This window comes from Shewanella halotolerans (assembly GCF_019457535.1).
Taxonomy (GTDB): domain Bacteria; phylum Pseudomonadota; class Gammaproteobacteria; order Enterobacterales; family Shewanellaceae; genus Shewanella; species Shewanella halotolerans.
The window spans coordinates 3,399,475-3,412,993 of record NZ_CP080417.1 but is presented as its reverse complement, the minus strand read 5'-3'; the positions used below and the strand labels follow the sequence as shown (position 1 = coordinate 3,412,993).

The window sequence follows — 13,519 nt, the reverse complement described above, 5'->3', positions numbered from 1 at the left end:
AGCAGGGATTAAGGAATAGGGCAATGCACAGGGGATATGTACTGCACACCCGTCCCTATCGGGAGTCGAGCGTGCTGGTCAATCTGTTGGTCGACGGTCTGGGCAGGGTAGATGCCGTCGCGCGCCTGGGCAGTGGCAAGACCTCGATAAAGAGCATACTGCAACCCTTTCAGCCTTTGTTGTTTCAGCTATCGGGACGAAGCAGCCTCAAGAGCCTGTATCAGGTAGAGGCCGCCAGCCCGGCTGTGCCCCTGAGCGGCAGCGATAGCTTTGCTGGCCTCTATCTTAACGAGCTGTTAGTGCGCTGCTTGTCAGTAGAGCATGGCGCCGAGCAGTTCTTCTTTACCTATCACAAGACGCTGATGGCCATGGCCGCCGCCTTTAGCGAGGCGCAGCTCAGACAGTTTGAGCTTTCGCTGCTCAAGGAGCTTGGGGTGATGCCATCGCTGAATCTGGATATCGAAGGTAGTCCTATAGAGACCGATTTCTACTATCGCCTGTTGTCCGAAGAGGGCTTTAGTACGGCGCTCGGCCCCAAGCCAAACCATTTTAGCGGCGAGATGCTGCGCGCCCTGGAGGAAGACAGGCTGGCAGAGGCCGACTTTAAACAGGCTAAGCTGCTGATGAGGCAGTTACTGTCGCCGCTGCTGGGGGACAAGCCGCTTAAGTCGCGGGCGCTGTTTTTAAAGGGCAACAGGCCATCGAGTTACAGCAAGTAGCTCCCCATCCATGTTCGCAGTAGAGAGTTGCGCACATTCATCGGGTGTTTCCCTTGTGGCCTTCCCTTAAGCTTTAGTAAAATAGGCACAAAATTCCAATCGCGACACTCTACACTTAAGGACTTTCCATGAGCCGTATTCATCTAGGCGTTAATATCGATCACATTGCCACCTTACGTCAGGCCCGTGGGACCAGTTACCCGGATCCTGTCCACGCTGCAGCCGTTGCCGAGCATGCCGGCGCCGAAGGTATTACCGTGCATCTGCGTGAAGACAGACGTCATATCTGCGACAGAGACATCTACCTGCTGGCCAAGACCATCAAGACGCGTATGAACTTCGAGATGGCGGTGACCGACGAGATGCTGGATATCGCCTGTGAGGTGAAGCCAGCCTATGTCTGTTTGGTACCTGAGAAGCGTGAAGAGCTGACCACAGAAGGCGGCCTGGATGTGGCGGGCCAGCAGGATAAGATCCGCGCCGCGGTCGAGCGTTTAACAGCCCTGGGTATCAAGGTGTCGCTGTTTATCGATGCCGACCCTGTGCAGATCGACGCCACCGTCGCCGTAGGCGCGCCGGTTATCGAGCTACACACAGGCTGTTATGCCGACGCCGAGACAGATGCAGAGCAAGCCAAGGAGCTGGCACGCATTACCGAGATGGCAACCTACGCCCACGGTAAGGGGCTGGTGGTCAACGCGGGCCATGGTCTTCATTATCACAATGTGAAGCCTATCGCGGCCATTCCTGAGCTTTATGAGCTTAATATCGGTCATGCCATCATCGCCCGCGCCGCGATCGACGGTTTGGATAAGGCTGTGCGTGACATGAAACAGCTGATGGTCGAAGGTCGCAGCGGTCAGTAGTCGTCTGAGCATCGGGGTTGATATCATGTCGTGGCGGGTAGGGAAGAGCGTATGATTGTTGGTTTAGGGACTGATATTGTCGAGATCGCGCGCGTCGCCGACAAGGTGCCTGCGGCGGGAGATGAAGAGGCGCTAGCCAAGTGTCCGCTGGCCAAGCGTGTGTTGACCCAAACCGAGATGGCAATATTCTTGGCTTCCTCCCAACCCGGTCGCTATTTGGCGAAGCGTTTTGCCGCCAAAGAGGCGGCCGCCAAGGCACTGGGTACCGGCATTGGACGCGGTGTCTCCTTCCAGCATATCGAGATCAGTAACGATGCTAACGGTGCGCCGCTTATCGCCTTTCAAGGCGGTGCGGCCGAGCGGCTGAGTCTGTTGGGCGGCTGCCGTGCCCATCTCTCCATCGCCGATGAGAAACACTATGCCACGGCGACCGTGATCCTCGAGTCAAACTAGCTATTGGCCTTGATAGATGGGGTAATGCAGCTGCTGTTTAACTGACTGTGCATTAGTCCCATCTGCGCTAAGGTTCAGAAATACAGGCTGTTTTAATTTCGTTTTCGGCGCCTTGTGTCGACGCATCGCACTGGCATCTGTTAATAAAATGTTTTAGGTTAGGCTAACTGAGACGAGCGTCAAACTTAGCCTAATTACCTTAATGGCGGTTGCCAAGATAGGGCTGGCTTTGGTCTCGCAAGATAAAAAGACGATGGAGCCGAGCCATGAAATCTGCGATCGAGCAGTTATCCACCTACAAGAGTGTTCACCTCAACCCCACTAACATCAAGACCCACTTTGTCGGTATCCCGCTGATCATCTGGTCGGCCTTCGTGATGTTAAACACCATCCCCTTTAGCCTGTATAGCTTCGATTCTATAGGGCTGGAGCTGAACGTAGCTGTGCTGTTTGCCTGCGGTGTCTTGCTCTATTACTTTGCGCTGCATGCCAAACTGGCGCTGGGGCTGGTGCTATTTATCCTGCCCGTGCTTTACACCTCCTTCTTGGTATCGCGGATGGAACAGGCCTGGCCCATCGCCATCGGCGTGTTCGTGATTGGCTGGATCTTCCAGCTGATCGGCCACAAGTATGAGAAGGCTAAACCGGCCTTTATCGACGATCTTAACCAGCTGTTGATCGGCCCCTTTTTCCTGATGGCCGAGCTTTACTTCATGCTTGGACTAGAGCGCGACTTAGACGAGGCGATCACCCCGCTGGCGAGAGATAAGCGCCGGGCCCTGACCCATGCGACTAAGACTGAGAGCTAGTGAATGAGTGGTCGATATAGGATAACAAAAAGGCGCCTTAGAGCGCCTTTTTTGAGCCATGGTGAGAACTAGTTGCGACTGCCCTTGGGCGCCTTGTAGTGCTGGGGCATGACCCGCACCGTCTTCACCATGTTGTCGGCCACCTCGACTACCTCAAGCGGGTAGCCTGAGAGACGCATCGAGGTGTTAGGCTCGGGGATCTCCTCGAGATACTCAAGGATCAGACCGTTGAGCGTCTTAGGTCCATCGATGGGGAAGTGCCAGTCCATCTCCTTGTTGAGATCGCGGATGTTGATGGTGGCGTCGATGAGGAAGCTGCCATCTTGCTGCTGGTTGATATCTTCGCTAGGCGTGGTGATCATAGAGGTGGTAAAGTCGCCGACTATCTCCTCGAGAATATCTTCCAGCGTTACCAACCCCTGAATATCCCCATACTCGTCTACTACTAAGCCGATACGTTCCTTGTTCTGCTGGAAGTTCGCCAGCTGCACGTTGAGGGGAGTCCCCTCGGGGATGAAGTAGATCTCTTTTACCGCCCGCAGCAGGGATGACTTACTAAACTGCTGTTTGGATTGCAGGCGCAGGGCATCTCTTAGGTGAACAAAGCCGACGGCATCGTCTATGTTATCCCGGTAGAGCAAAACCCGGGTGTGCGGGCTCTGAATCACCTGCTTATTGATGCGGCTAAAGTCGTCGTTAACGTTGATGGCGTAGAGATCCGATCGCGGTATCATGATGTCTTCGACCGTGACCTTTTCCAGATCCATGATAGAGAGCAGCATCTCCTGGTGGCGCTGGGGGATCAGGGCGCCGGCCTCGTGCACAACTGTGCGCAGCTCCTCCTGACTCAAGGCGTCATCGGCCTTCACCGAGCGGATGCCCAGCAGGCGCAGGAAGGTAGAGGTGATAAAGTTAACTATCTTCACCAGGGGGGAGAGCACCACCAACAGGGCTTTGAGCAGTACGCTGGACGGAAATGCGATACGCTCAGGGTGCAGGGCGGCCACAGTTTTTGGCGTCACCTCGGCAAAGACTAATACCACCAGAGTGAGCACACCCGTGGCGATGGCCACCCCAACATCACCAAACAAGCGAATCCCCAATATGGTGGCGATGGCCGAGGCGAGGATGTTCACCAGGTTGTTGCCAATCAGAATCAAGCCGATCAGTCTGTCTGGGCGCTCTAGCAATCTAATGGCGCGTTTCGCACCCTTATGGCCATTGTTGGCCAGATGACGCAAGCGATAGCGATTGAGCGACATCATGGCGGTTTCTGAGCCGGAGAAATAGGCGGAGATGATGATGAGTACGAACAGGATGATGACAAGTACGCTGGTGGATATAGCTTCCAATCAGTGGCCCCACTTTGGCGTTGATGAGTAAGAATAGCGTTAAGATTAAGTAAATACAGCGATTTGGGCTGTGAGTCAAGTTCACCTAGGTCGCACTTTCGTCCATCTTGACCTAGGTGAATTGAGCGGAATTTAGGGTGTCAGGCCTATTGCAGGATCAACTCTTTGACGATGCGGGCGCCGAAGTAGGCCAGTGACAGCAGGGTTGCGCCAGTCAGGGTGTAGGCCACGGCGGTGCGGATCTTACAACCTACCCAGTACTGCTGTGCCAGCATGGCGATATAGGTAAACCAAGCCATGATAGAGAGGATCGCCTTGTGGCCTTGGCCGTCGGCAAACATATCATCGAGGAAGATAAAGCCGGTCGCCAGCGACAGACTCAAGAGCACCACGCCGATGATCACCAGATGATAGAGCTGCTTCTCTACCGTCATCAGCGGCGGTATCGCCGGGCTCAGCATCAGCTGCTTTTTCTTCAGCTTGTTTTGAATCATCGCCAGTTGGATGGCATAAAGCGCGGCGATCATCAGGGCGCTGTAGGCCATCAGCGACAGCACCACGTGGGCTAACACCTCGGGGTAAAGCTCGAAGTGGGTGATATATTTAGGCGGTAATAGCCACAATAGGGCCACAGAGATGACGGAGCAGGCGTAGACCACAGGCACGACCACGATCACCTTGAGGCGGAACATCAAGATGGTGAAGGTGAAGGAGATGATCCAGTTCACCATGGAGATCACATTGGTCAGGCTAAAGTTTTGACCGTCACCGGTGAAGATGGCCTGAGACAGGGCGGCGGCATGAAGCACCACGGCCACGGCGGCGAAGGCGGCTACGGCTTTACGGTTTGGACCATCGGCATGAAACAGTCGGCTGACGACCAAGACGAGTGCGATACTGTAGAAGAAAATGGCTGAAGCCGAAAAAATCACCATCGAAAATTAACCTATCGTTATGTGAGCTTTCTTGTGGTCATCGACCAGCGCGAGGCGGTCGAGTTTTTATCCTTAGTTGATCGTTAGAATAACACGATGGATGCTATTTTGGGCAGAGGCTTTACACACAAAAATTAGCACTTTCTGAGCGTTACTCCTAAGTTTTGACATTTTTACCCTACAGCAGCTAACTTGCCTAAGCCATAACTTACGCTGCGCGGTAGCATAATATCTGCGCATCGCTATAATACTGCCCCAACCATGTAAATTCTAAACGGTAAAGAACGCGATAATGTTTGAGAACCTCACCGACAGATTATCACGCACCCTGAAAAATATTAGTGGTCGTGGTCGCCTTACAGAAGACAATATTAAAGAAACGTTACGCGAAGTGCGCATGGCGCTGCTGGAAGCCGACGTCGCCTTGCCCGTTGTACGCGCCTTTGTTAATAGCGTTAAAGAGCGCGCCGTAGGCCAAGAGGTCACCAAGAGCCTGAGTCCAGGCCAGGCCTTCATTAAGATCGTCCAGAGTGAGCTCGAAAATGCCATGGGCGAAGCCAACGAGGCGCTAAACCTCTCGGCGCAGCCGCCAGCGGTGATCATGATGGCCGGTCTGCAAGGTGCGGGTAAGACCACAAGTGTCGCCAAGCTGTCTAAGTTCCTGCGTGAAAGACAGAAGAAATCTGTATTGGTGGTCAGCGCCGACGTCTATCGTCCGGCGGCGATCAAGCAGCTGGAAACCTTGGCCAATGAGGTCGAGGTCGAGTTCTTCCCATCGGATGTTTCGCAGAAGCCTATCGACATCGTCGATGCGGCCATGGCTCATGCCAAGCTCAAGTTTATCGATGTGGTGATCGTCGATACCGCGGGTCGTCTGCACGTCGACGAGAGCATGATGGACGAGATCAAGGCGCTACACGCCGCGGTCAAACCGGTAGAAACCCTGTTTGTGGTCGATGCCATGACAGGTCAGGATGCGGCTAACACCGCCAAGGCCTTCAACGAAGCCTTGCCGCTGACCGGCGTGGTACTGACTAAGGTCGACGGTGACGCTCGCGGTGGTGCGGCGCTGTCGATTCGCCATATTACCGGCAAGCCGATTAAGTTCCTGGGTGTGGGCGAGAAGACAGATGCGCTCGAGCCTTTCCATCCGGACCGTGTTGCCTCGCGCATTCTGGGTATGGGCGATGTGCTTTCCTTGATCGAAGAGGTTGAGCGCGGCGTCGACAAAGAGAAGGCGATGAAGCTGGCCTCTAAGGTCAAGCAAGGTGGTAGCTTCGACCTAGAAGACTTCCGTGAACAGCTGCAACAGATGAAGAACATGGGCGGCATGATGAACATGCTCGAAAAGCTGCCCGGTGTCGGTCAACTCCCTCCAGAAGCCCTGGCTCAGGTGCAAGACGGCAAGCTAACGGGACAAATGGAGGCTATTATTAACTCCATGACCCCAGGCGAGCGTAAGCGTCCAGAGATCATCAAGGGTTCTCGTAAGCGTCGTATCGCCATGGGGTCAGGTACCCAGATCCAGGACGTCAATCGTCTGCTCAAGCAGTTCACTCAGATGCAGAAGATGATGAAGAAGATGTCCGGTAAAGGCGGCATGAAAAAGATGATGCGCGGCATGAGTGGAATGCTGCCTCCCGGGATGAAGATGCCGGGACGTTAATCGTCTGACTTTGTATAGATTTAGCTAAGTCCATTAAGGGTTTTCAGCCCTTAGTGGGCTTGCTATTTTTGCGTGAAAAACGTTGCATTTGTCGCCGGTTCAGGTAGAATCGTGCGGCTTTCTATCTGGGACTCTTCGCGAACACGGGGTTCCAGTTTTTATTTTTGCTTCAGAACGAAGCAAATCATTAGAGGATAAAAGACGCATGGTTACCATTCGTTTAGCTCGAGGCGGCGCAAAAAAGCGTCCATTCTATAACATCGTTGTTGCTGATAGCCGTAACGCTCGTGACGGTCGTTTCATCGAACGTGTTGGCTTCTTCAACCCTGTTGCTCGTGGTCAAGAAGAAGCTCTTCGCTTAGATCTTGATCGTGTAGAACACTGGGTTGCTAACGGTGCTGCTACTACTGATCGTGTAGCGAAACTGATCAAAGACGCTCGTAAAGCTGCTGCTTAATAGCGTTTAGGTATAGATTGATGAGTAGTCACCAAGAACCTGTCGTACTAGGCAAATTAGGCGCTAGTCACGGCATTAAAGGTTGGTTGAAGATCACTAGCTATACCGATTCTGTCGAAGATATTTTTGACTATTCACCTTGGTTGATTAAAGAGCAAGGCGAATGGCGCGAAGTCAAGGTTGCACAGTGGCGCTACCAAGGTAAGGCGATTATCGCCGCCCTTGAAGGCGTAACCACTCGAGACCAAGCGCAAATGCTCACTAACTGTGAGATTGCCATTCCCGCTGAGGCGATGAAGGCACTGCCGGAAGATGAATTCTACTGGCGTGATCTTATCGGCTGTGAGGTGGTGAATACTAAAGGCTACAAGATGGGCAAGGTCGACCAGATCGTGGAAACAGGATCGAACGACGTGCTGCTTGTGAAGGCCAACGCGAAAGATGGCTTTGGCAAAACGGAACGTATGATTCCTTTTGTTACCGAGCAGTTCATCCTAGAGGTGAATCTGGCGGAAAAACAAATTTTAGTGGATTGGGATCCGGACTTCTAAGTCAAGGGGCAGCAGATGTGGTTAGGGGTAGTAACCCTGTTTCCAGAGATGTTTCGTGCCGTAACAGACTTTGGTGTAACGGGTCGGGCCGTAAGTAACGGTTTGTTAGAGTTGCAAACGTGGAATCCCAGAGATTTCACCCATGATAAACATAGAACAGTGGACGACAGGCCTTACGGCGGCGGACCTGGCATGTTGATGATGGTGCAGCCTCTACGTGATGCCATCCATGCAGCGAAAGCCGCTGCGGGTGAGAAGGCTAAGGTGATTTATCTTTCTCCTCAGGGACGTAAGCTGACACAGCAGGGCGTCGAAGAGTTAGCTAAATCTGAGCGTTTGATTTTAGTGTGTGGTCGCTACGAAGGTATCGATGAACGCATTATTCAAACGGAAGTGGATGAAGAGTGGTCGATTGGAGATTACGTGCTCTCGGGCGGTGAACTCCCAGCGATGACCCTGATCGATTCGGTTTCTCGTTTGGTTCCTGGCGTGCTAGGTAAACAAGCGTCGGCAGAGCAGGACTCCTTCTCTGACGGATTACTGGATTGTCCCCACTATACTCGCCCTGAAAGCCTAGATGGTATCGATGTACCGGCGGTATTGCTTAGCGGCAACCACGAAAATATTAGACGCTGGCGATTGCAGCAGAGTCTCGGAAGAACTTTACTGCGGCGACCAGAATTATTTGAAAATCTAGCTCTGACTGATGAACAAACCAAGCTATTAGCCGAGTTTGTTAATACCGCCCAAGCAGGCGAGTAAAAGTGGTCAGTTATTACTAGTATGGAGTTTATTCATGAATAACATCATTAAAATGCTCAACGATGAGCAAATGAAGCAAGACGTACCAGAATTTGGTGCAGGTGACACAGTAGTTGTAAAAGTACGTGTTGTTGAAGGCGGTAAAGAGCGTCTACAGGCGTTCGAAGGTGTTGTTATCGCTAAGCGTAACCGTGGTCTGCACTCTGCATTCACTGTACGTAAGATCTCTAATGGCGAAGGTGTTGAGCGTGCGTTCCAAACTCACAGCCCGCTCATCTCTAGCATCGAAGTTAAGCGTCGCGGCCGTGTTCGTCGTGCTAAGCTTTACTACCTACGTGAGCGTTCAGGTAAGTCTGCACGTATCCGCGAGAAGCTTGCTAAGTAAGCACTCGCTAAAACGTAAAAAAAGATGCAGTGTTCGCACAATGACCCGCCTTATGGCGGGTTTTTGTTTTTAGGCGTTCACTAATGGGGGCGCTGTCATCCTTAGCATAGCCTTGTGCATTTTCCCTTTTCCTATTCTCTTGCCTGGCTGACCCCACTTGGCTAAACCTCTCTTGTTAAATCCACTCTAGTGGCAAAATCTCTCTTTTCAGCCAGGTCTCAATGAGGCTTTTACCGCTTCGATCGTGAATTATTCTTGAAAAGCAAATTTATGCTTGATCTAAATTTATGCAGCAGGCATAGTTAGCTCACAGGTGTAATGGTGCACCATTACGGCATTGCGTTTTAGGTATGAGAAAACACACTAGGTTGGTGACAGGTATGCAGCAAGACACAATTAATAATGTTCACATCAGCTCGGAGAAGGTGCTGGTGACCCCGGAAGAGTTAAAACAACAACTGCCCCTGTCGACTGCCGCCTATCACTATGTGCTTAATGCGCGCCGCACCGTATCGGATATAGTCCATAAGCGTGATAACCGCGTGCTGGTGGTCAGCGGCCCCTGTTCTATCCACGACATCGCCTCGGCTAAAGAGTACGCGCTGCGCCTCAAGACGCTACACGATGAGCTTAAAGATGAGTTCTACATCCTGATGCGGGTCTACTTTGAGAAGCCACGTACCACGGTGGGCTGGAAGGGGATGATCAACGATCCCGATATGGATGAGTCTTTCGATGTCGAGAAGGGCCTGCGTCAGGCGCGCGAGTTGATGATCTGGCTGGCGGAGCTGGGACTGCCGGTGGCCACCGAGGCGCTGGATCCTATCAGCCCGCAATACATCTCTGAGTTGGTCACTTGGTCGGCTATCGGCGCGCGCACCACAGAATCTCAGACCCACAGAGAGATGGCGTCCGGTCTCTCCATGCCAGTGGGCTTCAAGAATGGTACCGACGGCAAGCTGGGGGTGGCGATCAACGCGCTGCAATCGGCGGCCAGCAGCCACAGATTTATGGGGATCAACCAGGCGGGTCAGGTAGCGCTGCTACAGACTGCCGGTAACCCAGATGGTCACGTGATCCTGCGCGGCGGCAAGACTCCTAACTATGACGCCTCGAGCGTGGCCGAGTGTGAGCAGCAGCTGCATGCGGCCAAGCTCAACGCCCGCTTGGTGGTGGATTGCAGCCACGGCAACTCGAGTAAAGATCACACCCGCCAGCTGAGCGTCTGTCAGGATGTGTTTGATCAGATTGCCAACGGCAACAAGTCGATCATAGGCGTCATGCTGGAGAGTCATCTGAACGAAGGCAATCAGAGCAGCGACAAGCCGATGAGTGAGTTGGCCTACGGGGTGTCGGTAACCGATGCCTGCATCGACTGGCAGACCACGGAAGATCTTCTACGTCAGGGGGCGGCACAATTGGCATCGGTTTTACCAGGCAGATTTGCTATGCTCAAGGCGGTCAATGCCTGATGGAACACGCGCAAATGAGTGAGAAAACCACTAACGAACTGGAAAAACTGAGAGAGCATATCGACAGCGTCGATCAACAGCTGCTGCATCTGCTACGTAAACGCCTGGACCTCGTGGCCCAGGTGGGCGGGGTCAAGCATGCGGCCGGTGTGCCCATCTACGCGCCTCAGCGCGAGGCCTCCATGTTGGCCAAGCGCCGGGAAGAGGCGGCCAAGATGAATGTCTCGCCCCAGCTGATCGAAGATATTCTGCGCCGCTTGATGCGCGAGTCCTATCTCAACGAGAAAGATGTCGGCTTCAAGCAGGTGAAGACAGATCTGGGCCATGTGGTGATCGTCGGTGGTCAGGGCAAGCTAGGCGGCCTGTTTGCGCAGATGCTGAGTCTGTCCGGCTATCAGGTGAAATCTCTTGATAAAGACGACTGGCAGCAGGCGGACGCGATATTTGACGGGGCAGGGATGGTGATAGTCACTGTACCCATTAGCATCACCTGTGAGCTGATTCGCGACAAGCTTACCAGCCTACCGAGCAGATGCATCCTGGCCGATCTCACCTCTATCAAGGAGAAGCCGCTTGAGGCGATGCTCGCCAGCCATCAGGGCCCGGTAGTAGGTCTGCACCCCATGTTCGGCCCAGATGTGGGCAGCCTGGCCAAGCAGGTGGTGGTGGTGTGTCATGGCCGCGGCCGTGAGCAGTACGAATGGTTGCTGGAACAGATAGGGATCTGGGGCGCTCGCCTAGTCGAGGCCGATGCTAAGCAGCACGACAAGGCGATGCAGCTGGTGCAGGCGATGCGCCACTTCTCCTCCTTCGTCTACGGTCTGAACCTCTATCGCGAGGCGGCGGATATCGACAACCTGTTGCAGTTCAGCTCGCCCATCTACCGGCTGGAGCTGGCGATGGTCGGGCGCCTGTTTGCCCAGAGTCCCGAACTCTATGCCGATATCATCTTCGCCCAGCAGGAGAGCCTGACCGCAATAGGGGATTACCTGGATAACTATGCCCAGGCGCTCGAACTCCTGAAGCGCGGTGACAGGCAAGGTTTCATTCGCGAATTCGAGGAAGTGGCGGCCTGGTTTGGGGATTTCGCACCTCAGTTCCAGCGCGAAAGCCGGGCCATGTTGCAGTCGGTTAATGACATGAAGACAGGCTAGATTAAAGCTCCCTGGCGGCGTCCGAGTGAGGCGCCGTCTTTCTTTTGGGCTTATTTAAAGGATAACTTGCTGTTTTAAATTGTTTTACCATATTTTTTAACAGTTTAGTTTCGCATGAGCTAATTTGATCCGCTTCATAGTTTCTCACATTGCTCGCAAGTTTCACTTTTGTGCCTGTGTTTACCACAGTAGACTCCGCTTAAAACATGCAAAGAAAAAGCATGATTAAATAAAGGAGCAGTATTGTGTTTTGTATTCAGTGTGAGCAAACCATTCGTACCCCTGCCGGCAATGGTTGTAGTTATTCCCAAGGCATGTGTGGCAAACTAGCGGCCACCTCAGATCTGCAAGATCTGCTGATTTATATCTTACAAGGCGTATCTGCCTATGCCGAGAAGGCGCGCGCCTTCGGCATCATTGACCCGGCCATCGACACCTTCGTGCCTAAGGCATTTTTCGCTACCCTGACCAATGTGAACTTCGATGACGAACGCATCATGGCCTACACCCAGCAGGCCTATGCCTACCGCGCCCAGCTTCAGGCGGCCTATGAGGTGGCTTGTAAGGCGCAAGGTCAGCCAGTCGAGACATTGATACCCGCCGCCAGCCTGGTACTCGCCAGTGTGAAAGAAGAGATGCTGGCCCAGGCCGCTCAGGCGCTGCCTAATCGCGGCAAAGAGGAGGTCAACGAGGATATCATGGGCCTGCGTCTGCTCTGTCTCTATGGTCTTAAAGGCGCGGCCGCCTACATGGAGCATGCCCGCGTGCTGGATCAGACCGATAGCGAGGTCGCGGCCAAGTTTCATGAGATCATGGCCTTCCTGGGCTCAGATTCTGTCGATGCCGATAAGCTGTTTGCCACCGCGATGGAGATAGGTCAGCTGAACTATCGCGTGATGGCCATGCTCGATGAGGGCGAGACCCAGGCCTTCGGTCATCCCGAGCCGACCCAGGTCAACACAGTTGCGGTGAAGGGCAAGGCGATTTTGGTCTCTGGTCATGACATGAAAGATCTCGAGCTTATTCTTCAGCAGACCGAGGGTAAGGGGATAAACGTCTTCACCCATGGCGAGATGCTACCGGCGCTGGCCTATCCCGAATTGAAGAAGTATCCACACCTGGTCGGCAACTACGGCAGTGCGTGGCAAAACCAACAGAAAGAGTTCGCCAACTTCCCTGGTGCGGTGGTGATGACCTCTAACTGTATTATCGATCCTAACGTGGGCGACTACGCCGACCGTATCTTTACCCGCAGCATAGTGGGTTGGCCGGGCGTGACCCATATCGTGGGGGATGACTTCTCTGCGGTGATCGATAAGGCCTTATCCCTTGAGGGCTTCGCCTATGATGAGATCCCCCATCACATCACCATAGGTTTCGCTCGCAATGCGTTAATGGCCGCCGCGCCTGCCGTTGTGGAGAATGTGAAGAGTGGTGCCATCAAGCACTTCTTCCTGGTCGGTGGTTGTGACGGTGACAAGGCCGAGCGCAGCTACTTTACCGACATCGCCAAGGCGGCGCCTAAAGACTCCATCATCATGACCTTAGGCTGTGGTAAGTATAAGTTTAACAAGCTGGCCTTCGGTGATATCAACGGGATACCACGCTTGCTGGATATCGGTCAGTGCAACGATGCCTACTCGGCGATTCAGCTGGCGATCGCCCTGTCTGAGGTGTTCGAGTGCGAGATCAACGAGCTGCCATTGAGCCTGGTGCTCTCCTGGTTCGAGCAGAAGGCAATCGTTATCCTGCTGACTCTGCTGTCACTGGGGGTGAAGAACATACGCACAGGCCCTAGCGCGCCAGCCTTCCTGACGCCAAACCTGCTTCAGGTGTTGGAAGACAAGTTTGGCCTGCGTTCTACCACCACGGTGGAGCAAGATCTTAACGCCATCTTAAACGTTGCCTAAAACGCCCCCAAACGTCCACGGTACTGCC

The 13,519-nt window shown here is 53.5% G+C and carries 14 protein-coding genes; 12 read left to right on the top strand and 2 right to left on the bottom strand.

Going from position 1 to position 13,519, the window contains the following annotated elements; genetic code table 11:
* Positions 1–23 precede the first annotated feature (23 nt).
* From recO to K0H81_RS14820, 4 genes are all read left to right on the top strand, one after another.
* A complete protein-coding gene (recO, locus tag K0H81_RS14835; RefSeq protein WP_144201105.1) occupies positions 24–719 on the top strand; it encodes a DNA repair protein RecO in 696 nt (231 codons plus the stop codon).
* 128 nt (positions 720–847) lie between these two features.
* Positions 848–1,585, top strand: a complete 738-nt coding sequence (pdxJ, locus tag K0H81_RS14830; protein ID WP_220044551.1) for a pyridoxine 5'-phosphate synthase — start codon at positions 848–850, stop codon at positions 1,583–1,585.
* 51 nt (positions 1,586–1,636) lie between these two features.
* Positions 1,637–2,038, top strand: a complete 402-nt coding sequence (acpS, locus tag K0H81_RS14825) for a holo-ACP synthase (protein WP_220058822.1) — start codon at positions 1,637–1,639, stop codon at positions 2,036–2,038.
* 266 nt (positions 2,039–2,304) lie between these two features.
* On the top strand, positions 2,305–2,847 hold the full coding sequence (locus K0H81_RS14820; protein ID WP_220058821.1) for an Mpo1 family 2-hydroxy fatty acid dioxygenase: 543 nt from the start codon (positions 2,305–2,307) through the stop codon (positions 2,845–2,847).
* A 68-nt stretch (positions 2,848–2,915) separates the two neighbouring features.
* On the opposite strand, the gene K0H81_RS14815 is transcribed toward K0H81_RS14820, so the two are convergent.
* Both K0H81_RS14815 and K0H81_RS14810 read right to left on the bottom strand, forming a co-directional pair.
* Complete coding sequence (locus K0H81_RS14815; RefSeq protein ID WP_144201113.1) at positions 2,916–4,199, bottom strand: HlyC/CorC family transporter; 1,284 nt, start codon at positions 4,197–4,199, stop codon at positions 2,916–2,918.
* Positions 4,200–4,345: 146 nt separating this feature from the next.
* Positions 4,346–5,134, bottom strand: coding sequence for a cytochrome C assembly family protein (locus tag K0H81_RS14810; RefSeq protein ID WP_144201115.1), 789 nt, complete (start codon positions 5,132–5,134; stop codon positions 4,346–4,348).
* Between the two features lie 292 nt (positions 5,135–5,426).
* Between K0H81_RS14810 and ffh the strand changes: the two genes are divergently transcribed.
* From ffh to hcp, 8 genes are all read left to right on the top strand, one after another.
* A complete protein-coding gene (ffh, locus tag K0H81_RS14805) occupies positions 5,427–6,800 on the top strand; it encodes a signal recognition particle protein (protein ID WP_220058820.1) in 1,374 nt (457 codons plus the stop codon).
* Positions 6,801–7,005: 205 nt separating this feature from the next.
* Entirely contained in the window at positions 7,006–7,257 is a 252-nt protein-coding gene (rpsP, locus tag K0H81_RS14800; RefSeq protein ID WP_012154307.1) for a 30S ribosomal protein S16, read from the top strand.
* A gap of 20 nt (positions 7,258–7,277) precedes the next feature.
* Positions 7,278–7,808 (top strand): ribosome maturation factor RimM, encoded by a 531-nt coding sequence (gene rimM, locus K0H81_RS14795; RefSeq protein ID WP_011864868.1) that lies wholly within the window; start codon positions 7,278–7,280, stop codon positions 7,806–7,808.
* A gap of 15 nt (positions 7,809–7,823) precedes the next feature.
* Positions 7,824–8,570, top strand: a complete 747-nt coding sequence (trmD, locus tag K0H81_RS14790) for a tRNA (guanosine(37)-N1)-methyltransferase TrmD (protein WP_220058819.1) — start codon at positions 7,824–7,826, stop codon at positions 8,568–8,570.
* Positions 8,571–8,604: 34 nt separating this feature from the next.
* Complete coding sequence (gene rplS / locus K0H81_RS14785; RefSeq protein ID WP_011864870.1) at positions 8,605–8,955, top strand: 50S ribosomal protein L19; 351 nt, start codon at positions 8,605–8,607, stop codon at positions 8,953–8,955.
* A 380-nt stretch (positions 8,956–9,335) separates the two neighbouring features.
* Positions 9,336–10,427: a 3-deoxy-7-phosphoheptulonate synthase gene (locus tag K0H81_RS14780; RefSeq protein WP_220058818.1), complete on the top strand. Its 1,092-nt coding sequence runs from the start codon at positions 9,336–9,338 to the stop codon at positions 10,425–10,427.
* A 14-nt stretch (positions 10,428–10,441) separates the two neighbouring features.
* The gene (gene tyrA / locus K0H81_RS14775; RefSeq protein WP_220058817.1) at positions 10,442–11,581 is read left to right on the top strand and encodes a bifunctional chorismate mutase/prephenate dehydrogenase; all 1,140 of its coding nucleotides are present in this window, start codon (positions 10,442–10,444) and stop codon (positions 11,579–11,581) included.
* 245 nt (positions 11,582–11,826) lie between these two features.
* Positions 11,827–13,491, top strand: a complete 1,665-nt coding sequence (gene hcp / locus K0H81_RS14770; RefSeq protein WP_220058816.1) for a hydroxylamine reductase — start codon at positions 11,827–11,829, stop codon at positions 13,489–13,491.
* The last annotated feature ends 28 nt before the right edge of the window (positions 13,492–13,519 follow it).